This window comes from Providencia sp. PROV205 (genome assembly GCF_028479505.1).
Lineage (GTDB): Bacteria > Pseudomonadota > Gammaproteobacteria > Enterobacterales > Enterobacteriaceae > Providencia > Providencia huaxiensis.
Map to the genome: position 1 here is coordinate 21,492 of NZ_JAMPNU010000023.1, position 20,265 is coordinate 41,756.

Sequence of the window (20,265 nt, forward strand, 5' to 3'; positions counted from 1 at the left end):
ACTCTAGTTGTTTGTACGTTGCCAAAACGTTTTTAGGCCTCGTTGAACGGACTGAACATCTTTATCAGTACCAAGAAGTTCAAAACGATATAGGTAGGGGACATGGCATTTTTGCGCGATGATATTCCCAGCTATCGCATAGGCATCGCCAAAATTGGTATTACCCGCAGCAATAACACCACGGATAAGTGCGCGATTGACTTCAATATTAAGAAATTGGATCACTTCTTTTGGAACCGCACCTTTTGTTCCACCGCCACCGTAAGTCGGCAGTAGTAAAACATAAGGTTTTGTCGCAATTAGGCTACTTTTGTGATTGCCAATAGGTAACCGTGTTGCAGGGATATCTAGTTTTTCAATAAAGCGATGGCAATTTTCTGAGCGACTTGAAAAATAGATGAGTGATTCCGTTTCCATGACATCACCTAAGCGGCTAATAGGCTAATCATGTCTGGCCGAAAACCCGCCCAATGTTTGTCGCCCGCAATAACGACAGGAACTTGTTGGTAGCCTAATTTTTTTACAAGTTCAAGAGCTTGGCTATCTTCAGTGAGGTCAATAATTTGGTAAGAAATCGCTTTGCGATCTAAGGCTTGATAAGTAGCATTACACTGAACGCAGTTAGGTTTACTATAAATGGTAATCTCAGTCATGTTATTTACCTTTTGAATGTTTAATAGCATTAGAAATAAGGTACGTGATACCCAAATACTATATATAGATTTTTGTTTTATCAACCACACAATATGTAGTGAATATGAAATGTTGAATGATAATTATTCTAATTGTTGGCTAGGTGGTTATTAACATTGAAAATAAAAAAATATCGTATTAGATGATTCAAAGAGACACTCTAAGAAAAAAGATCATTGCAAAGTGGAAATAATTTACTCTATAACTGTATATACAATCAGGTAATTGAGTCCTTTTGAGGAGATACTATGTACCATCAATATTTAGCAACCCCGGATAAATTTCCTAAACCGTGGATCCATATTACGGCTGATGATGACGGAGTAACTAGCCTCTATTTTGTTGATGAAAAAACAGAAAAAGAAACGAAGAATGAACATTCCAAGCTTTGCGTAAAAGAATTAAAGGAATATTTTAATCACAAAAGAACCGCGTTTACGGTTGAATTAAACCCACAAGGAACAGAATTTCAGAAAAAAGTATGGAAACACCTTTGTGGGATCCCTTATGGGGAGCGATGGAGTTATAAAGATTTGGCATTAAAGCTAGGATCCGTCAATTATTGCCGCGCAGTCGGTATGGCAAACTCACGTAATCCAATCTCATTAATTGTTCCTTGTCATCGCGTTCTTGGACACGATGGAAAACTAGTGGGATATACAGGGGGATTAGATATTAAAGATTGGTTACTTTTGCATGAGAAGTAAAAGCTAAATAATTAGCTATAAGTAATACTATTAGTTGTAATAATTACTATTGTTAAGAATTATTGTCGAAATCAGAGCCCATTCTATCGATAAATAATATTTTTTTATCTTTTTAGTCCATTTTCGTGATCTAGGTTGTAGACAAGTAACTGAGAAATCTGATGTACTGAGCTTGATACAGATGGTGTGTCTATTTTATTTTAAAGGTAATATTTGATGTCTAAAGTTAAAGGTAACGTTAAGTGGTTCAACGAATCTAAAGGTTTTGGTTTTATCACTCCAGAAGATGGTAGCAAAGATGTATTTGTTCACTTTTCTGCGATTATGGGCGATGGTTTCAAAACCTTAGCTGAAGGCCAAAAAGTGGAATTTGAAATTACTGAAGGTGCTAAAGGCCCATCTGCTGCTAACGTTATTCCTCTGTAATTTTTATAATTAAGATTAAAACGAACAGCTGAAAACTCGCCCTAGCTATCTAGGGCGAGTTTTTTTATCTATAAAAAATAAAAAAGGCCTGATATAAACCAGACCTTTTCATCTATAAATTAAACAGTTGAGACTATTTAACTTCTTCGCCTTTAGCTTGTAAATCGGCATGGTAAGAAGAGCGAACGAATGGGCCACAGGCTGCGTGAGTAAAGCCCATTGCCATGGCTTCATCTTTCATTTCATCAAACTCAGCAGGGCTAACATAGCGTTTGACGGGTAAGTGATGACGGCTTGGCTGCAAGTATTGGCCAAGTGTGAGCATCGTGACACCATGGCGACGTAAATCGCGCATAACTTCGATAATCTCTTCATTGGTTTCACCAAGACCGACCATTAACCCAGATTTAGTTGGGATATCGGGGTGCGCTTCTTTAAATTTTTCGAGTAATTTTAAAGACCATTCATAATTAGCACCTGGGCGAACTTGGCGGTAAACACGCGGCACGTTTTCAAGGTTATGGTTGAACACATCTGGTGGTGTTGCGGTTAAAATCTCTAATGCGCGATCCATACGGCCGCGGAAATCAGGAACCAGTGTTTCAATTTTAATTGATGGGCTTTTTTCACGAATAGCACGAATACAATCAGCAAAATGTTGTGCTCCGCCATCACGTAGGTCATCACGGTCAACTGACGTGATGACGACATAGCGTAGCGCCATATCTTTAATAGTTTGTGCTAATTTTTCAGGTTCGTTTGCATCCGGTGCATTAGGTCGACCATGAGCAACATCGCAGAAAGGACAGCGGCGGGTACAAATAGCGCCCAAAATCATAAAGGTCGCAGTACCGTGGTTAAAACACTCAGAAAGGTTAGGGCACGAAGCCTCTTCACATACAGAGTGTAAGCCATTTTTACGCATGGCGGCTTTAATGCCTTGAATACGAGTGGAGTCAGCAGGAAGCCTAATTTTCATCCAGTCAGGTTTACGTAGAATTTCTTCTCGTTCAGTCACAACGTTTTTGACAGGGATCAGCGCCATTTTGTCGGCGTCACGATATTTAATTCCGCGTTCTATCTGAATTGGTTTACTCATAATATGACGGTTCCAGTTATCTTTTATGCTGATGGATAAGTGATAATTCTAAATAAAACTAAATGGAGGCTGTTATCCATTCATTAAAATATTTTTTAAAATTGTTAAAAATTATAGCATTATTATTGAGCGATATGAAATCCCAGTGTGTCACAGAATTGGCGAATTAGCACAGGCTGAACATCAGAAACTGACACTTTGGGAGCAAGGTCACTCACTTGGGTCATTTTTAATTCGCTGTAACCACAAGGGTTAATGCGGTTAAAGGGTTCAAGATCCATATCAATATTTAATGCGAGACCATGAAAAGAACAGCCTTGCCGTATGCGTAATCCGAGGGAGCAAATTTTATCGCCATTAACATAGACACCAGGAGCATCAGGGCGAGGATACGCTGCAATATTAAAATGGGCAAGGGTATTAACGACGGTATTTTCTAGTGCGCTGACGAGTTCTCTGACACCAATTTTATTACGTTTTAAGTCGAGCATCACGTACATCACTTGCTGCCCAGGGCCATGGTAGGTGACTTGGCCACCTCTATCACTTTGAACGACAGGAATATCACCAGGGGCAAGAACGTGTTCTGCTTTTCCGGCTTGGCCTTGGGTAAATACGCGAGGATGTTCAACCAGCCATATTTCATCACACGTATTTTGGGTACGCTCTTCAGTGAATTGATGCATCGCATCAGAAACAGTTTGATAAGGAGCAAGGCCGAGTTGGCGTATGGTTATACATCTATCTGACAAAATTTAGGTGTCCACGTTGTCTTTATCGTTGCGGGCAGTATAACGCCTATGTTTGCCATACTTCAAGCTAACATCGTATCTGGTACTTGCATAAAATGTGATTCAAATTGGAATCAAATGTTATTTAGGTGTAAATGTAATCCACGCTAAAGTAGAGGAACAAAACGAAAAAGGCCGAATAGCAACAGACTATTCGGCCTTTGATGTGGGTCTTTAATACAGTTTTGATTAAAGCACTACTTTCACTAACTCTAATGCACCTAACTCAGTATACAAGGTTTCAACTTGTTCAATATGAGTTGCATTAATAGTAATAGAAACTGAGTGATAATTGCCTTTGCTACTTGGTTTTACGTCTGGGCTATAGTCACCTGGCGCATGGCGCTGTACCACTTCAATCACTTGATCAACCAGTTCAGGCTGTGCCAAGCCCATTACTTTGTAGGTTAATGGACATGGGAACTCAAGCAGTTCACCTAATTTCGTTTTCATGGGCACTCCTAATTTTTAAATTGGGCTGCTGGCTGAAAAAGATTGGCTGGTATTAAACCAGCCAATGAGAAGTATTCATCCAACAAACATTTCGATACTTATCTATTTCAATACTTACTATATGGGGACGACTTGTTTTAGTTTCAAGTCTTAACCAAACCAGCGATGAAAGAGTAATTTGATGTAGTCAATTAACCGGCTGAAGAAACCACCTTCTTCAACATCTTTTAACACCGCTAGAGGGTGTTGTTCGATGATTTTGCCATCAAGCTGAAAACTAATTGTCCCGACTTGTTGGCCTTTGGTTAACGGGGCTTCGAGCTCAGTGGTTGATAACTCATAGCTCGCTTTTAAATCTTTTAAGCGACCACGTGGGATTGTGAGGTACAAATCTTCTGTGACACCTAATTTTACTTCATTTTCATCACCAAACCAGACTGGCACACTGGCAAAGTCAACATTGGCTTGTAATGGCTTAACGGTTTCATAAAAGCGGAAGCCATAAGTGAGTAATTTTTTGCTCTCTGCATCACGGCCTTTGCTGCTTTTACCGCCCATAACAACCGAGATCAGGCGCATGTCGCCTTCGGTTGCTGATGCGACAAGGTTGTAGCCCGCGGCATTAGTATGGCCTGTTTTGATACCGTCAACCGCAAGGCTTTTATCCCACAATAGGCCATTACGGTTTGTTTGGCGGATATTGTTAAAGGTAAATTCTTTTTCTTTATAGATAGCGTATTCTTCAGGGACATCACGCACTAGCGCTTGGCCAATAAGGGCCATATCACGGGCTGAGCTGTACTGACCATCCGCATCTAAACCATGAACGGTTTCAAAATGTGTGTTTTTTAGCCCTAATTTGTTCACGTAGCCATTCATTAATTGAACAAAGTTGGTTTGGTCACCTGCGATATAGTCGGCCATTGCAACACAAGCATCGTTACCTGATTGCAAATTAATACCCCGAGTTAACTGGGATACGCTAACGCGATCGCCAGGTTTTAAGAACATCAATGATGAGCCTTTAAATACTGGATTACCCGTCGCCCATGCATCATTTCCGACCGTGACAATATCATTTTCACCAATTTTACCTGACTTAATTGCTTGACCAATAACATAGCTGGTCATCATTTTGGTCAAACTCGCAGGGTCGCGGCGCTGGTCAGCATTACTTTCAGCAAGAACTTTGCCTGAATTATAATCAATTAATATATAAGCTTCTGCATCAATCGCGGGTGCAGCAGGAATTGATGTATTCGGGAAGGTTTCATTAGCATTTGCAATATTAGCAGTCATAAGAAGGAGTGCGGAGCCCAGCACTGTATGACGCACGATGCGTGATGGAGCGACATTATTCATGGTTTTACCATTACATCCGAAATTCGGTTAACACAAGGAGGCGCAGTTTAGCAAAAGAAAGGGGGAAGAAAAAAGTGACTTTTGCGCTGTACCAATGATTTTTTTGTCAGTTCAATATTGCCTGAATTTAGGTTGCTCCAAATAGACGTGAGCAACCTAAGTTGGCATCGCTTTATGGCGCAACGACCATTGACGATTGATTTTTTTCAGACTGTAAACGGCCTTGAACCTCAACAGCTTGCTGTCTTGTACTAAATGGCCCTAACTGTACTCGGTAAATACCATTGTAGGGTTGTAGGCGCCCAGGGACATTAAACTGCGTTTTCAATTCATTCAGCATGTTTTGAGCATTGGTTTGGCTACTAATTGCACCAGCTTGAACGAGAAAACCGCGTTCTGGCACCGATTCTTCAGCTGTAGTTGCTGCTGGTGGCGGTGTTGGTGTTTGCAGGTTCATATCTGGCATAGTAGGCTGCATCGGTTCTTTTGGCTGCTGAACGGGCAATGTATTTTCTGGCGTAGGCAAGTTCTCCATTACAGGGGTACCCATTGGGCCAGAACCTAATTGTGGGCGTCCCGGTAATGCATAACTTTGTTTCACAAAATTAGAACCCACGGTCCCTGTTCCTGACAAGCTACCATCTTGAGCAACTTGAATGGCATCAATTTTAATTTTTGTTGTAGGCATTAAATTCAGGCGGTCAGCGGTTGCTCTTGATACCGCAATACTTTTGCCCGGGACATAAGGCCCACGGTCATTAACACGGACGACCATCATGCGGCCATTCATCATGTTAGTGATACGAACATAACTTGGAATTGGCAAAGTAGGGTGAGCGGCAGTTAATTCCACTGGGTTAATACGTTCACCAATCGCTGTCATATTGCCTGCAGACTCCGCACCATAAATGGATGCATAGCCTACTTGGCTAAATTGTGATGGGTCACGTACGATTTGGTATTGTTGGCCATTACGTGAGTAATCATTATTTGCAGTTGGATGATACGGCTCATAATGAGGCTCTGCACCTAATACATCTTGAGTGGGTACATTGGCTGGCACTTGGGCAGGTTGTTTAACTTCATCTGTCACACAGCCACTGAGTAGCGCGGCTGTGACGCCAAGCATTATCCATTGTAAACGCATACTAAGCCTCATTTTATAAACTTTTAGAAAGGAATTTTCGGTGTGTATGTATCGACATGATAATACCGAATCCAGCCATTAAAACAATCAAAGCGGAGCCCCCGTAGCTCACTAAAGGGAGAGGGACACCAACGACAGGTAATATACCACTGACCATACCGATGTTCACAAATACATAGACAAAAAGAATTAAGATCAAACCACCAACCATAACCCGACCAAATGTATTCTGTGCGCTAGCAGCAATATAAAGCCCGCGAATAATCAGTAAAAGGTATAAGCCAAGTAAAATAAGCACCCCGACTAAGCCAAGTTCCTCTGCTAACACGGCAAAAATAAAGTCGGTATGTCTTTCTGGCAAAAACTCAAGCTGTGATTGTGTGCCATGGAGCCAACCTTTCCCCATTAACCCACCAGAACCAATCGCAATTTTTGATTGGATAATATGGTAACCAGCCCCTAATGGGTCTGTTTCTGGGTCTAATAACATCATAACGCGGGCTCTTTGGTAGCCATGCATTAAAAAGAACCACAGCAATGGAATAAAGGCTGCGAGAGCAATGGCTGCGACAGCAATGAGCCGCCAGCTCATCCCGGCAAGGAACAAAACAAACAAGCCGGAAGCGGCAACTAAAATTGAGGTACCAAGGTCTGGCTGCGCTGCCACTAATAATGTCGGTACAAAAATCAAGACGAGCGCGATTAAGGTGTTTTTGAATGAAGGAGGGCACAGGTCTCTATTCATGAAGCGAGCGACCATTAAAGGAACGGCAATTTTTGCAATTTCAGAAGGCTGAAACCGAATGAAACCCAAGTCTAACCAGCGCTGAGCCCCTTTACTTATTTGCCCAAACACATCAACAAAAACCAGTAAGATAACGCAAAAAATAAACAGGTGAGGAGCCCAGTTTTCATACATTCTAGGGGGGATCTGCGCCATCACTATCATGACAACGAAACCTGACGCAATCTGCCCCAATTTGCGTTCCATCATTTCAGGATCTTGGCCGCTAGCGCTCCACATTATAAATGCGCTGTATGCAAGCAACGCGATGATAATCAGTAGCATAGGCACATCTATATGCAGACGCATGGATAACGAATTTTTTTTCTTATCGTCTGTCATATTCTTTATAGCCCATTGTTATTCGTTGGATTGTGCATCAGCGATCTTCTCCTGCATTGGTTGCTGACACCGCGACTTCGGTACGGTTATCACCAAGAAGAACGTGGTCAAATATTTGCCGCACAATGTCACCGACTGCAGGGCCCACGCCCCCATTTTCTAAAATAATCGCAACAGCGATAGTGGGTTTATCATACGGAGCGTAAGCAATCATCAATTTATGGTCGCGTAAGTGTTCAGCGAGTTTACTGGCATTATAGGTTTCATAACTGAAGACTTGCGCGGTACCCGACTTGGCAGCCGCTTTATATGGTGTACCAATGAAACTGCGGCGCCCTGTACCATTTGGTGCGTTGGCAACACCGTACATTCCATGCTTAGCGAGCTCCCAAAAACCTGAATTCACATCGCCAACTTGTTTGGTCTCTTTGTCTTCATAAGGCACCATGGCATTACCCAATTTTGTACCGTAGAGCAAATGAGGTGTTTTAACTTGGCCATCATTAATTAGTGTCATCAATGCTTTTGACATTTGAATTGGCGTTGCGGTCCAATAGCCTTGTCCAATACCAACAGGAATGGTATCACCTTGATACCAAGGTTTTTTATAGCGTTTTTGTTTCCATTCACGGGTCGGCATGATCCCTGAGCGTTCTTCAGCAAGGTCAATACCCGTATAATCGCCAAAGCCAAACCGGCTCATCCACTCAGAAATACGGTCAATCCCCATGTCATAGGCGACTTGATAGAAGAATGTATCAGCCGATTCAATAATAGATTTTGATACGTTGAGTTTGCCATGTCCCCAGCGCTTCCAGTCACGATAACGTTTTTCTGAACCGGGTAATTGCCACCAACCAGGGTCAAAAATGGTGGTATTGGGGGTGATCACTTTTTCACTTAACGCAGCGACAGAAATAAACGGTTTTACTGTCGATGCAGGGGGATATAGCCCTTGAGTTGTTCGGTTAATCAATGGCCTGTCAGGGTTATTTAATAGTGCTTGATAATCTTTATTGGAGATACCGTTAACAAACAAGTTAGAGTCATAACTTGGATTCGATACCAGAGCCAAAATTTCCCCATTACGCGGATCAGTGACGACGACGGCTGCACGGCTGGTGGTTAGCAGCTTTTCGATATAAATTTGCAATTCGAGGTCAATGGTGAGGTAGATATCTCGACCCGCTTGCGGTGGTTGCTCATGAAGCTGGCGAATAACGCGACCACGACTATTCACTTCAACTTCTTCATAGCCTGTTTTACCGTGTAAAATGTCTTCATAATAGCGTTCAATACCTAATTTCCCGATATCATGACTAGCGGCATAGTTGGGTAATAAGCCTTCTTTATCAAGACGTTCGACATCTTTGTCATTGATTTTCGCCACATAGCCAATCACATGGGTTAATGCAGAGCCGTATGGGTAAGAGCGTCGTTGATAGCTTTTGACTTCTAAACCGGAAAAACGGTATTGATTAACGGCAAAACGAGCGACTTGGACTTCATTGAGCTGCGTTTTTAGTGCAATTGAGGTAAAGCGGCGTGAACGTTTACGCTCTTTTTCAAAATTAGCGATGTCTTCGTCAGTTAAATCGACCACATTGCGAAGGTTATCTAAGGTTTCTTGTAGGTTGCTGACTTTTTCAGGCACGATTTCTAACTGATAAAACGTGCTATTAAGTGCGAGTTGAGTTCCTCGGCGGTCATAAATAATCCCACGGCTTGGTGCAATAGGTACTAATTTGATTCTGTTATCATTTGACCGCGTTTGGTAATCTTCATGACGAACAATTTGCAAGTGATACAAATTCGTCACAAGAATAGACGTTAAAATGACAATCACACCGAAGGCAATGAGCGCTCGGCGGATAAACAAAACTGACTCAGCGGTATGGTCGCGAAAAGGGGTGCGTTGTGTTTTCATCCCATTGCCATTTTGAACATATTTAAACCTGACTATTCCCTGTGGTAAGGGTGATTAGTCGTAATACTCCATGCGCGATACAGACTTTCGGCAACAAGGACACGAACCAGTGGATGGGGGAGCGTAAGTGGTGAAAGTGACCAGCTTTGCTCTGCCGCTGCTTTACACGCAGGTGCAAGGCCTTCGGGGCCACCGATTAATAAACTGACATTACGGCCATCTTGTTTCCATTTATCGAGTTGTACGGCAAGTTTCGGGGTGTCCCAACGATCGCCTGGAATATCCAAAGTGACGATGCGATTTCCTTTACCTACAGCTGCGAGCATTAATTCGCCTTCTTTTTCTAGAATGCGTTTTATATCTGCATTTTTCCCACGTTTTCCGGCTGGAATTTCCGTTAATTCAAAGGGCATATCTTTAGGAAAACGGTGGAGGTAATCCATAAAGCCGGTCTGGACCCAGTCCGGCATTTTTGTTCCAACGGCTATGAGCTGTAATTTCAAACTCAGCTCCAGAGCTTTTCTAATTCATACATACGACGACTTTCATCTTGCATAATATGAACAATGGCATCGCCAAGGTCGACGACAATCCAATCAGAAATACCTTGCCCTTCAACACCTAATGGCATTAAACCATTTTTGCGGCAAGCGTCGATTAACCTGTCAGCAACAGACATCAAATGGCGGCTTGATGTCCCTGTACAGATGATCATCTGATCGGTAATACTTGATTTCCCTTGAACATCGATAGTAATGATATCTTCTGCTTTAGCATCATCAAGCTGATCGATAATAAATTGTTGGAGTTCAGTTCCTTGCAAAAGGTTCACCTTTTATTCAAATAAACAGAATATCACGTTAAACACTGTTTGTAGTTTGTAGATAAAATAATCGCTGATAATGAATCAAACACATTAACAGCCTTGCTATTTTACCCTAGATTTTAAGAAAAATCGGCTAAATTCTTTTTTATTCATTGTGGAGTGAAATTTATAGGGATATCCGTACATTTGAGCAAGAAGTTTGTGCTAACTTTACAAAATAACGCTAAAAACTGTTCCCCTGATAAATATTTTAGGATGAGATACGTATTGTGCAAATAATTAAACCAAAAGTTTTTATATTTGAAGGGATTAATCACCTGCCTGCTAATATTCATCAGCAAGTGAGTTCTATGATTGAATTTGTAACGAATTTCTCCCATGAGGACATGCAAGACAAGGTTAATGGTATTATCAGCTCTAAACAGCAATTCTCTGAATTACAGGGACTATTCCCTGCGAGCATTCCGATATTAACAGATGACAAGCTACAAAATGTCGTGTTCTGGGACTGCTTTTTGACGAAATTGTATACGATACAACGATTAAATGACTTACATCACGCGTTAACACATCACAATATTATTCAATTTCATAGCTGCCATAAATATCTCATTATGGCGTATTCTCCAGTTGGCTATCAGTATACTGGGCGTTTAGTGGCGAGTATTAAAAGCAGCACCGATCTTGAGTGTTTTTTTAATCAATATAAAGCCTGTTTAATGGAAATATTGGCAACGGTGCCGGCAAGAAACATTGAAGTTAATGCGCTGAGTCATATGCAAGGCTATTTTAAACACAAAGCTACGAAGGATGAGAAAAAACGCTTATTGTGGCTGATTAATGACTATTTAGCGGGGAATTTACCGTTAAACCGGCCATTAGCGATGATGCGACAGTTGCTTGTTCAATACCCAGACAACTATTTAATAGAGCAAGTTATTTTTGAACCATACCCTAATTGTAATTCAATAAGAGAGATCCCTTATTGCTGGTAAAGGTGTTGTTGATGAATATATTGCAGAACCGCATCTGGAATTAAATCCTGACACGAGTCACCGGAGCTTAATTTTTCGCGGATTTCGGTTGCAGAGATATTTACCAGTGGGGTATCCCCAATAAAAATATACCCATTTGCTACTTGGTTTAAGGCAATAGGGTCTGTTGTTTGATGTTCTAACAGCCAATTTTGCATTTTAGGGTCGGTAAACTGTGTGGCATACCCCGGTCGGGAACAAACCAATAAATGGCAGTTATCAAGTATGTGATCCCAGCCGTGCCATTTATTAATCGACAATAAGGAATCTTGACCAATAATAAACGCCAGGGGTTTTTCTGGCCCAATTTCTTGGCGTAATTCAACCAGTGTTTCTATCGTGTAAGAAGGGCTGTTTTTTTCTAGTTCACGCGTATCGATAGCAAATAAAGGTGCATTTTGAATCGCGAGTTTCACCATTTCTAAACGTTGTGATGGAGTCGCTTCTGGCTGTGGGCGATGGGGGGGAACGTGGTTAGGTAACAAGATAACTTTTTCGAGACCAACTTGTTGGGCAAGGGCTTGCACCGGACGTAAATGACCAAAGTGAATGGGGTCGAACGTCCCACCGAATAATGCTAGCAAGTTATGTTGTTTTGAAAAGGAATTACTCATGAATAAAATTCTCTGCAAATGCTTTACCACATAATAGCATAGACAGTGACTGCAGGTCAGGCCATGGAGAATGGCTAAAATCTTGTTTAATATTGATTTCTGCTTGCGTTAATAACATTAATGCAGATTGTAATTGATGCAATGTTAAACGTTGTAAAGCTTCCGTGAGCACACCTCGGCGGTTTTGCCACACTTTGTGTTGATCAAATAATGTCTTTAATGGGGTTGTTGCAGATTGGCGTTTCAATGTAATAAGCAACATGAGATCACGTTGGATTGAACGCAATAAAATAACAGGCTCGACATCTTCTTGTTGCAGTTGCTCTAAAATATGCCATGAACGGCGGGACTTACCAGACAATAGGGCATCAACCCAATGGTAGGGGGTAAAATGCGCAGAATCATTAACGGCACTTTCGACCCGAGGGTAGGTGAGTTTACCATCTGGATAAAGAAGAGACAGCCGCTCAAGTGCTTGTGCCAAACCAAGTAAATTCCCTTCATAGCAGTAACAAAGTAGCTGGTTAGCTTCGGTTTCTAACGAAAGCCGCATACTGTAGGCGCGTTTAGAAACCCATTGTGGCAACCGCTGATATTCAGGAGTTAGGCAGCTGATATAAATAGCATCTTGGCTAATTGCTTTAAACCAAGCACTGTTTTCTTGTGCTTTAGTAAGCTTATGACCGCGTAACACAAGAAGGAGATCTGAATGCAGTAGTTGTGCCAGTTGGTTCAGCTTTTCAGCCATGGCAGCGTTAGGGCCATTTTCGGGCAATAACAGAGTCAGAGTTTGACGGCTTGCAAATAGGCTGAGAGCTTGGCAGAGGCTAAAAATCTCATCCCAATCGGTATTTTGCTCAAGAGAAAACGAAAAATGCTCTTCAAAGCCTCGCTCTTGTGCGGCTTTTCGGATGGCATCTTGGCTTTCTTGAAGAAGAAGGGGCTCATTGCCCCAAATTAAATAGCGGCCTCTTAGAGACTCTTGTAACGAAGAGGCCAGCTGTTCAGGGTAAATACGCGTCATTATGGTTGAGTATTCGTATCAGCCGCTTGGTTTTTTGCTTTTTCAAGCTCTGCTGAATGAACAAGCAATAATTTACGCACGATATTACGTGCAGCTTGTTCTTGCATTTCTTGTCTAACAATTTCTTTCTCTGCATCTTTTGCAAGTGCTTCTAAAGGGTTGTCGAAGAAAGTGCGTTCAACACGGCTTTGTAATGGATATATTGCACCATCAGGCATTAAAACCTGCGCATTCATCACCAGTGTTAACTGTTTCTCCGCGGCTTTACCATCTTGATAAACGGATACAGTTTCTGTGTTTTCAGTCGAACCAATGACTTTCAAAATAGGAATGTTCGGACTTCCAGTTTCGAGAACCTTCACGTTACTGAGCCGTAGTTGCTCCCTGAGCGCTCTTGTGAGGTAGCCATATGGGTCACTTGAACTTAGCTGCAAAGTTCTCAGTTCCTCAGGAATTTGAGTTGTTCCTTGAAGACGAAAACCGCAACCTGCGGTGACTAGCACCGCCAGGCTCAAAAATAAAGTTATCAGATAACGCACCTGGCCTCCTTATCAGCCAACAACCTAATATTAACCTACAACAAGGTTTAGCAATTTGCCTGGGACATAGATTACTTTGCGGATGCTAACACCTTCAAGGTATTTCGCTACGCTTGGCTCATTTTTTGCCATGTCTAGGACAAACTCTTGGGTTGCATCAGCCGGAACGGTGATACGGCCACGCACCTTACCATTAACTTGAACGACAACCAGTTTGGTATCGTCAATCATGGCTTTTTCATCAGCAACAGGCCACTGTGCAAAGTCGATGTCCGTTTGGTGACCGAGTGCTTTCCACATCTCAAAGCAAGCGTGTGGAATGATTGGTGATAACATCAGCGTGATAGCCTCGAGAGACTCTTGGACTAATGCACGGTCTTGCTCAGTTTCTTGTGGTGCACGAACTAATTTGTTTAAGAATTCCATGACGGCTGCAATCGCGGTATTAAATGCATAACGACGACTGAAATCATCAGAGACTTTAGCAATTGTTTTGTGCAGATCACGACGTAAGTCTTTCTGTTCTGGTGTCAGTGCGCTGATATCTAAAGGCGAAGTGGCGCCTTTTTGAGAATGTTCATGCACTAAACGCCAAACACGACGAACGAAGCGGTTAGCGCCTTCAACGCTAGACTCTTGCCACTCAAGGGTTAACTCAGGTGGAGCCGCAAACATCATAAACAGACGAACAGTATCGGCACCGTATTTTTCGACCATCAATTGTGGATCAATACCGTTGTTTTTCGACTTAGACATTTTGCTCATACCGGTATACACCAGTTCATGGCCTTCACTGTCTACGGCTTTAGTAATACGGTTTTTGTCGTCACGTTCAACAATGGCATCTGCTGGGGATACCCAAACACGTTGGCCATCGCTGCCGGTGTAATAGAATGCATCAGCAAGCACCATGCCTTGGCACAGTAGACGTTTTGCTGGTTCATCAGAGTTAACTAACCCTGCATCACGCATCAACTTATGGAAGAAGCGGAAATACATTAAGTGCATGATGGCGTGTTCGATACCACCAATATATTGGTCAACCGGTAACCAGTAGTTTGCTGCCTCTGGGTTTAACATGCCTTCGTCATATTGTGGGCAGGTATAACGTGCATAGTACCAAGAAGATTCCATAAAGGTATCGAAGGTATCCGTTTCACGTAACGCAGGTTGACCATTAATGGTCATTTTTGCCCACTCAGGATCAGCTTTAATTGGGCTGGTAATGCCGTTCATCACGACATCTTCCGGTAGAATGACAGGTAATTGGTCTTCAGGAACAGGCACGACAGTACCATCTTCCAATGTTGCCATTGGGATTGGTGCGCCCCAGTAACGTTGACGTGAAACGCCCCAGTCACGTAAGCGGTAGTTTACTTTGCGTTGGCCTGCGCCCAGAGAAACGAGTTTATCTGAAATCGCATTAAAACCAGCTTGGTGGTCTAATCCATTGAACTCACCTGAGTTAATCAGGGAATTCTTCTCAGTCATCGCTTCTTGGGATAAATCAGGCTCATTGCCATCAGCATCAGCAATAACGGCCTTGATGGGTAAGTTATATTTGTGAGCGAATTCCCAGTCACGTTGGTCATGGGCAGGAACGGCCATAACCGCACCAGTACCGTATTCCATTAAGACAAAGTTAGCGACCCAAATTGGCAGCTTTTCTTGGGTTAATGGATGAATAACGAATAAGCCGGTAGCCATACCTTTTTTATCCATGGTTGCCATATCTGCTTCTGCAGTTTTGGTGTTACGGCACTCATCAATAAATTGGGCTAATTCTGGGTTATTTGTCGCAGCCTCTTTCGCCAGAGGGTGGCCTGCTGCAACAGCCACATAAGTTGCCCCCATAAAAGTATCAGGGCGAGTGGTATAAACTGTTAAGGTTTCATCACGGTCTGCAACATTGAATGTGATCTCAGTTCCTTCGGAACGGCCGATCCAGTTGCGCTGCATGGTTTTGACTTGCTCTGGCCAGTCATCTAATTTGTCGAGGTCGTTGAGCAGTTCTTCCGCGTAGTCGGTAATTTTAATAAACCACTGTGGGATTTCTTTGCGCTCAACAGGGGTGTCACAACGCCAGCAGCAGCCATCAACCACTTGTTCATTCGCCAAAACGGTTAAATCATGTGGGCACCAGTTAACCGCAGAGGTTTTTTTGTACACTAAACCTTTTTCATACAATTTAGTGAAGAACCATTGTTCCCAACGGTAATATTCAGGAGTACAAGTGGTGACTTCACGATCCCAATCATAACCGAAACCGAGCATTTTCAACTGGTTTTTCATGTAGTCGATATTGGCGTAAGTCCATGGCGCAGGAGCCGTATTATTTTTAACTGCAGCACCTTCAGCAGGCAGACCAAACGCATCCCAACCAATTGGTTGGAGAACGTTTTTCCCCAACAAACGTTGGTAACGAGAGATAACGTCACCCATGGTGTAGTTACGTACGTGGCCCATGTGTAGTCGACCAGAAGGGTAAGGTAGCATGGACAGGCAGTAGTATTTTTCTTTGCTGTTGTCTTCAGTCACTTTGAAAGTTGCTTTTTCATCCCAGTGACGCTGTACTTTAGGCTCTATATCTTCTGGACGATATTGTTCTTGCATGGCACCGATAATCCTATGGTGAATAAATGCTACATCTGTAGCGTGAATGTCTTTCTTAAATTGAGATCCGCATAGCATAGCGGATCTACACCGAAAACAACAATAGTTGATTAGCTGAACCTACGGGGGAAGCTGGATATTGCTTTTCGGGGAACGGATCAGGATATTTTACGCTGATAACCAAACAACTTAACTAAAAAACCAGTGAAATGGTAGTGGTTTGTTGAACTATTTCGGATCTGGGGCGTTGTTGTTGATTTATTTGTTAATAATATAGTGATAAGAGGAGGGAGCTAATAAGCTCCCTCTCTAATATTAATGAAGAATTTTTGCGAGGAAATCTTTTGCACGATCAGATTGTGGGTTAGCAAAAAAGTCTTCTTTTTTACTGTCTTCAACAATCTTCCCTTCATCCATAAAAATCACGCGATTAGCCACTTTCTTGGCGAATCCCATTTCATGGGTCACCACCATCATGGTCATGCCTTCATTGGCTAATTCAACCATAACGTCAAGAACTTCGTTGATCATTTCTGGATCTAGCGCTGAGGTCGGTTCATCAAATAGCATTGCTATTGGGTCCATACACAGTGCGCGAGCGATAGCGACACGTTGCTGTTGTCCACCTGAAAGTTGAGCCGGAAATTTATTGGCATGGCTAGATAAACCTACACGCTCCAATAATTTCAAACCTTTTGCTTCCGCTTCTTTTTTATCGCGGTTTAATACTTTAACTTGCGCTAATGTCAGATTTTCAATGATTGATAAATGAGGAAATAGCTCGAAGTGCTGGAACACCATTCCTACTTTAGAGCGTAATTTGGCTAGGTCAGTTTTTTTGTTATTTACTTGAATATCATTCACAAAAATCTCACCCTGCTGAATAGGTTCTAAACCATTCACTGTTTTTATTAATGTGGATTTACCAGAACCAGATGGCCCGCACACAACCACAACCTCACCTTTTTTAACTTCAGTTGTGCAGTCTGTAAGCACCTGAAATTGGCCATACCATTTGGATACATTTTTCAGGGTTATCATGAAACAGTCCTTTTCTTAAGATAATTCACTAACATAGAAGCGCCAAAACTAACAATAAAGTACACCAGACCCGCAAACAGTACCATCTCTACTTGTGTCCCATCACGCTCACCTATATTGGTGGCGGTACGGAAAAAGTCTGTCAAACTGAGCACATACACGAGGGATGAGTCCTGAAACAGTACAATCCCTTGAGTTAACAACAACGGCACCATGGCTTTGAAGGCTTGCGGTAATACGACGAGCCGCATGGTTTGCATATTTGTCATTCCCAATGCTAACGCAGCAGAGGCTTGCCCTCGAGAAATACTTTGAATACCAGCACGAATGATTTCAGAGTAATAGGCCGCTTCAAAAAGAGAGAAGGCTATCATTGCCGAAATTAAACGAATATCATTTTTTGGTGATAAGCCTAGAACATTTTGTAATAAGCTAGGCACAATTAAGTAGAACCACAGCAAAACCATGACTAGTGGAATGGAGCGAAATGTATTCACATACAAGGCAGCAAACCAGCTAATGGGTTTGAATGTGGATAACCGCATCACAGCAAGGACAGTACCCCACAAAATCCCCACCACTATCGCGGTCAGTGTAATTTTCGCGGTGACAATAAAGCCATCGATTAAGAAGGGCATACTCGGAGCAATTGAGCTCCAATCAAATTCATACATCATTTTACCGCCCTCCAATGGTGCCAGGTAAGCGAACTTTGCGCTCTAATAACGTCATCAAAATCATAATAATGACGTTAATTCCGACATAAGCTAACGTAATTGCGGTAAAGGATTCCCATGCGTGAGCAGAATAGTCCAATAGCTTTCCTGCTTGTGCCGCCATATCGACTAAACCAATGGTTGATGCAATGGCTGAGTTTTTGACCAAGTTCAGCATTTCAGACGTCATTGGTGGCAAAATTACCCGATAGGCGTTGGGTAATAAAACGTAGCGATAGGTTTGTGGCAAAGTGAGCCCCATTGCGAGAGCAGCGCTTTTTTGTCCTCTAGGTAGTGACTGAATGGCTGCACGTACTTGCTCGGTCATTCGTGCTGCGGTGAATAACCCAAGGCAAAGCATTGAGGAAATAAAGAATTGATAGTTAGGATCTAAGTCCATTTTAAACCAATCCCCGATTGAGCGAGGGAGAAGTTCTGGAATAACCAAATACCAAGTAAAAAATTGCACAATAAGTGGTACGTTGCGGAATAACTCTACGTAAGCAGTTCCTAAAAAGGCTAAAAAACGGTTAGGTACGGTACGTAAAATACCGAAAAATGAGCCGACTAAGAATGCGATGATCCAGGCACAAATAGAAAGTGTTACGGTGACTTCGAGGCCAGATATTAACCACCCTAAATAGGTGGTATTCCCAAACGGGGCTTCCTGAAGGAAAATCCCCCAATTCCAGTTAATAGACATGATGTTGACTTCCTGTGGGCAATGAAATTCCCGAATACTGTCGTAAAAGAGGATGCAAGGCGGGGAACGGCCGCCTTGCAATTCTTACTTCAGTAATACCCTGTTTGTCTTTTTATTAGTTTAATGCTTTGTCATTCGGTTCTTTAAATAAGGCTTTCATTTCATCGGATAACGTAAATTTCAGGTTCAGATTTTTTGGTGGAATAGGTTGATTGAACCAGCGGTCAAAGGATTTCTCAGCGACACCCGAGGTTTGTGCATTCGCAATGGTTTCATCGATAAGCACTTTAAATTGAGGGTCGTCTTTACGTAACATACAGCCGTAAGCTTCTTCAGTTTGTGGTTTGCCGACGATTTCCCAGATCTCTGGTTTTTTCGCTTTTGCTCGCTCACCTGCTAACAATGCGTCATCCATCATAAAGGCGACAGCACGGCCAGACTCTAAGGTACGGAACGAGTCACCATGGTCTTTCGCGCTGATAATGCGCATTTTCATGTTTTTTTCATCATTTAACTGATTCAACAGAATTTCAGAAGTTGTACCTGAGGTCACAACGACATTTTTACCTGCTAAGTCAGCAAAGTCTTTTACACCAGAGTCACCTTTGGTGAGCAAACGTGTCCCGACCACAAAGATCGTGTTAGAGAAAGCGGCTTGTTTTTGTCTTTCTACGTTATTGGTTGTTGAGCCACACTCAAAATCAAATGTGCCATTTTGCAGTAGTGGAATACGGTTTTGTGATGTAATTGGAATGAGTTTGACTTGCAGATCAGGCATGTTTAATTTTTTCTTCACTGCATCAACAATAGCATTTGAATAATCCTGTGAGTAACCCACCACTTTCTGGCTATTATCATAGTAAGAGAAAGGGACGGAAGATTCACGATGACCAACAACTATTACACCGTTGTCTTTGATTTTTTTCAGAGTGCCGTTTAACTCTTCTGCTTGGACTGCACAGGTTGCACCTAAAATCATCATCGATAATACAAGTTTACTTATACGCATAGTTACAACTCCTTTAGAACATCGGTGTAAACCCGTTGTAATTTTAAGGAGGTATCGTGAGATAACGCCTAAATTACTGTGGTTTTGTAGTGTTGTGTTTGCAAATGTTTCGCAGATTTAGATAATCCCGCGATTATTCGCTATATGTTTTATTGTTGTTAAAAAGTAATTAAATTTGTTAATTAATGAAAACGAATTGTTTCAATTTCGGGAGCTGTCTCGCATATTATTTGGGTAATTTTTGAATTACCGCACTAACATGGTGATTAGCCACTTAATATTGTCCTAAACTGATAGTCACGCACTATTAAGGTGCAAACTATCTTCGTATCATGCCATATATTGGATAAAGCAATTTACGTGCCGAGTTTTGATGGAACTGCATTTTTGTTCATTGGGAAGAGAATAATATTTG

At 42.1% G+C, this 20,265-nt stretch carries 22 protein-coding genes; 3 read left to right on the forward strand and 19 right to left on the reverse strand.

Going from position 1 to position 20,265, the window contains the following annotated elements; all coding sequences use genetic code 11:
* Positions 1-3: 3 nt before the first annotated feature.
* A complete protein-coding gene (gene nrdI, locus PR800_RS14300) occupies positions 4-417 on the reverse strand; it encodes a class Ib ribonucleoside-diphosphate reductase assembly flavoprotein NrdI (protein WP_166266274.1) in 414 nt (137 codons plus the stop codon).
* A gap of 8 nt (positions 418-425) precedes the next feature.
* A complete protein-coding gene (gene nrdH / locus PR800_RS14305; protein WP_102138287.1) occupies positions 426-653 on the reverse strand; it encodes a glutaredoxin-like protein NrdH in 228 nt (75 codons plus the stop codon).
* 288 nt (positions 654-941) lie between these two features.
* Between nrdH and PR800_RS14310 the strand changes: the two genes are divergently transcribed.
* A complete protein-coding gene (locus PR800_RS14310; protein WP_102138288.1) occupies positions 942-1,400 on the forward strand; it encodes a methylated-DNA--[protein]-cysteine S-methyltransferase in 459 nt (152 codons plus the stop codon).
* Between the two features lie 216 nt (positions 1,401-1,616).
* Positions 1,617-1,826: a transcription antiterminator/RNA stability regulator CspE gene (gene cspE / locus PR800_RS14315; RefSeq protein ID WP_004257099.1), complete on the forward strand. Its 210-nt coding sequence runs from the start codon at positions 1,617-1,619 to the stop codon at positions 1,824-1,826.
* A gap of 133 nt (positions 1,827-1,959) precedes the next feature.
* Here cspE and lipA read toward each other — a convergent pair whose 3' ends face one another.
* The 9 genes from lipA to rsfS form a co-directional block, all read right to left on the reverse strand.
* Positions 1,960-2,925 carry a lipoyl synthase gene (gene lipA / locus PR800_RS14320; RefSeq protein ID WP_102138289.1) on the reverse strand — a complete coding sequence of 322 codons (966 nt, stop codon included), beginning with the start codon at positions 2,923-2,925 and terminating at the stop codon, positions 1,960-1,962.
* A gap of 122 nt (positions 2,926-3,047) precedes the next feature.
* Positions 3,048-3,662: a lipoyl(octanoyl) transferase LipB gene (gene lipB, locus PR800_RS14325; protein ID WP_375373116.1), complete on the reverse strand. Its 615-nt coding sequence runs from the start codon at positions 3,660-3,662 to the stop codon at positions 3,048-3,050.
* Positions 3,663-3,905: 243 nt separating this feature from the next.
* Complete coding sequence (gene ybeD / locus PR800_RS14330) at positions 3,906-4,169, reverse strand: DUF493 family protein YbeD (RefSeq protein WP_004257083.1); 264 nt, start codon at positions 4,167-4,169, stop codon at positions 3,906-3,908.
* Between the two features lie 150 nt (positions 4,170-4,319).
* A complete protein-coding gene (gene dacA / locus PR800_RS14335; RefSeq protein ID WP_272531085.1) occupies positions 4,320-5,531 on the reverse strand; it encodes a D-alanyl-D-alanine carboxypeptidase DacA in 1,212 nt (403 codons plus the stop codon).
* Positions 5,532-5,703: 172 nt separating this feature from the next.
* Positions 5,704-6,678, reverse strand: a complete 975-nt coding sequence (gene rlpA / locus PR800_RS14340; protein ID WP_102138292.1) for an endolytic peptidoglycan transglycosylase RlpA — start codon at positions 6,676-6,678, stop codon at positions 5,704-5,706.
* Between the two features lie 13 nt (positions 6,679-6,691).
* Positions 6,692-7,804, reverse strand: a complete 1,113-nt coding sequence (gene mrdB / locus PR800_RS14345) for a peptidoglycan glycosyltransferase MrdB (RefSeq protein WP_102138293.1) — start codon at positions 7,802-7,804, stop codon at positions 6,692-6,694.
* Between the two features lie 37 nt (positions 7,805-7,841).
* A complete protein-coding gene (mrdA, locus tag PR800_RS14350) occupies positions 7,842-9,731 on the reverse strand; it encodes a peptidoglycan DD-transpeptidase MrdA (RefSeq protein ID WP_272531086.1) in 1,890 nt (629 codons plus the stop codon).
* 32 nt (positions 9,732-9,763) lie between these two features.
* Positions 9,764-10,234, reverse strand: coding sequence for a 23S rRNA (pseudouridine(1915)-N(3))-methyltransferase RlmH (gene rlmH / locus PR800_RS14355; RefSeq protein ID WP_004908925.1), 471 nt, complete (start codon positions 10,232-10,234; stop codon positions 9,764-9,766).
* Between the two features lie 2 nt (positions 10,235-10,236).
* Positions 10,237-10,563, reverse strand: coding sequence for a ribosome silencing factor (gene rsfS, locus PR800_RS14360; RefSeq protein WP_080750930.1), 327 nt, complete (start codon positions 10,561-10,563; stop codon positions 10,237-10,239).
* Between the two features lie 344 nt (positions 10,564-10,907).
* Between rsfS and PR800_RS14365 the strand changes: the two genes are divergently transcribed.
* Positions 10,908-11,552, forward strand: coding sequence for a YbgA family protein (locus PR800_RS14365; protein ID WP_241098712.1), 645 nt, complete (start codon positions 10,908-10,910; stop codon positions 11,550-11,552).
* Here the strand turns inward: PR800_RS14365 and nadD are convergent.
* The 8 genes from nadD to PR800_RS14405 form a co-directional block, all read right to left on the reverse strand.
* Positions 11,540-12,205 (reverse strand): nicotinate-nucleotide adenylyltransferase, encoded by a 666-nt coding sequence (gene nadD / locus PR800_RS14370; RefSeq protein ID WP_102138296.1) that lies wholly within the window; start codon positions 12,203-12,205, stop codon positions 11,540-11,542. The two genes, PR800_RS14365 and nadD, sit on opposite strands and share 13 nt — an antisense overlap.
* Positions 12,198-13,229, reverse strand: coding sequence for a DNA polymerase III subunit delta (gene holA, locus PR800_RS14375; protein ID WP_239978925.1), 1,032 nt, complete (start codon positions 13,227-13,229; stop codon positions 12,198-12,200). The genes nadD and holA overlap by 8 nt, the downstream gene beginning before the upstream one ends.
* A complete protein-coding gene (gene lptE / locus PR800_RS14380; protein ID WP_102138298.1) occupies positions 13,229-13,768 on the reverse strand; it encodes an LPS assembly lipoprotein LptE in 540 nt (179 codons plus the stop codon). Before lptE ends, holA begins: the two co-directional genes overlap by 1 nt.
* A gap of 30 nt (positions 13,769-13,798) precedes the next feature.
* The gene (leuS, locus tag PR800_RS14385) at positions 13,799-16,381 is read right to left on the reverse strand and encodes a leucine--tRNA ligase (RefSeq protein WP_102138299.1); all 2,583 of its coding nucleotides are present in this window, start codon (positions 16,379-16,381) and stop codon (positions 13,799-13,801) included.
* A gap of 315 nt (positions 16,382-16,696) precedes the next feature.
* Positions 16,697-17,422, reverse strand: coding sequence for an amino acid ABC transporter ATP-binding protein (locus PR800_RS14390; protein WP_004257041.1), 726 nt, complete (start codon positions 17,420-17,422; stop codon positions 16,697-16,699).
* Positions 17,419-18,096, reverse strand: coding sequence for a glutamate/aspartate ABC transporter permease GltK (gene gltK / locus PR800_RS14395; RefSeq protein ID WP_036958176.1), 678 nt, complete (start codon positions 18,094-18,096; stop codon positions 17,419-17,421). The genes PR800_RS14390 and gltK overlap by 4 nt, the downstream gene beginning before the upstream one ends.
* 4 nt (positions 18,097-18,100) lie before the next feature.
* On the reverse strand, positions 18,101-18,841 hold the full coding sequence (locus tag PR800_RS14400) for an amino acid ABC transporter permease (protein WP_102138300.1): 741 nt from the start codon (positions 18,839-18,841) through the stop codon (positions 18,101-18,103).
* 115 nt (positions 18,842-18,956) lie between these two features.
* On the reverse strand, positions 18,957-19,850 hold the full coding sequence (locus PR800_RS14405) for an amino acid ABC transporter substrate-binding protein (protein WP_102138301.1): 894 nt from the start codon (positions 19,848-19,850) through the stop codon (positions 18,957-18,959).
* Between the last annotated feature and the right edge of the window lie 415 nt (positions 19,851-20,265).

Bases quoted from the DNA above. Each gene is read 5' to 3' on its own strand.
- nrdI (WP_166266274.1), bottom strand. From the start codon at position 417: ATGGAAACGGAATCACTCATCTATTTTTCAAGTCGCTCAGAAAATTGC.
- nrdH (WP_102138287.1), bottom strand. From the start codon at position 653: ATGACTGAGATTACCATTTATAGTAAACCTAACTGCGTTCAGTGTAAT.
- PR800_RS14310 (WP_102138288.1), top strand. From the start codon at position 942: ATGTACCATCAATATTTAGCAACCCCGGATAAATTTCCTAAACCGTGG.
- cspE (WP_004257099.1), top strand. From the start codon at position 1,617: ATGTCTAAAGTTAAAGGTAACGTTAAGTGGTTCAACGAATCTAAAGGT.
- lipA (WP_102138289.1), bottom strand. From the start codon at position 2,925: ATGAGTAAACCAATTCAGATAGAACGCGGAATTAAATATCGTGACGCC.
- ybeD (WP_004257083.1), bottom strand. From the start codon at position 4,169: ATGAAAACGAAATTAGGTGAACTGCTTGAGTTCCCATGTCCATTAACC.
- dacA (WP_272531085.1), bottom strand. From the start codon at position 5,531: ATGAATAATGTCGCTCCATCACGCATCGTGCGTCATACAGTGCTGGGC.
- rlpA (WP_102138292.1), bottom strand. From the start codon at position 6,678: ATGCGTTTACAATGGATAATGCTTGGCGTCACAGCCGCGCTACTCAGT.
- mrdB (WP_102138293.1), bottom strand. From the start codon at position 7,804: ATGACAGACGATAAGAAAAAAAATTCGTTATCCATGCGTCTGCATATA.
- mrdA (WP_272531086.1), bottom strand. From the start codon at position 9,731: ATGAAAACACAACGCACCCCTTTTCGCGACCATACCGCTGAGTCAGTT.
- PR800_RS14365 (WP_241098712.1), top strand. From the start codon at position 10,908: ATGATTGAATTTGTAACGAATTTCTCCCATGAGGACATGCAAGACAAG.
- nadD (WP_102138296.1), bottom strand. From the start codon at position 12,205: ATGAGTAATTCCTTTTCAAAACAACATAACTTGCTAGCATTATTCGGT.
- holA (WP_239978925.1), bottom strand. From the start codon at position 13,229: ATGACGCGTATTTACCCTGAACAGCTGGCCTCTTCGTTACAAGAGTCT.
- leuS (WP_102138299.1), bottom strand. From the start codon at position 16,381: ATGCAAGAACAATATCGTCCAGAAGATATAGAGCCTAAAGTACAGCGT.
- PR800_RS14390 (WP_004257041.1), bottom strand. From the start codon at position 17,422: ATGATAACCCTGAAAAATGTATCCAAATGGTATGGCCAATTTCAGGTG.
- gltK (WP_036958176.1), bottom strand. From the start codon at position 18,096: ATGTATGAATTTGATTGGAGCTCAATTGCTCCGAGTATGCCCTTCTTA.
- PR800_RS14400 (WP_102138300.1), bottom strand. From the start codon at position 18,841: ATGTCTATTAACTGGAATTGGGGGATTTTCCTTCAGGAAGCCCCGTTT.
- PR800_RS14405 (WP_102138301.1), bottom strand. From the start codon at position 19,850: ATGCGTATAAGTAAACTTGTATTATCGATGATGATTTTAGGTGCAACC.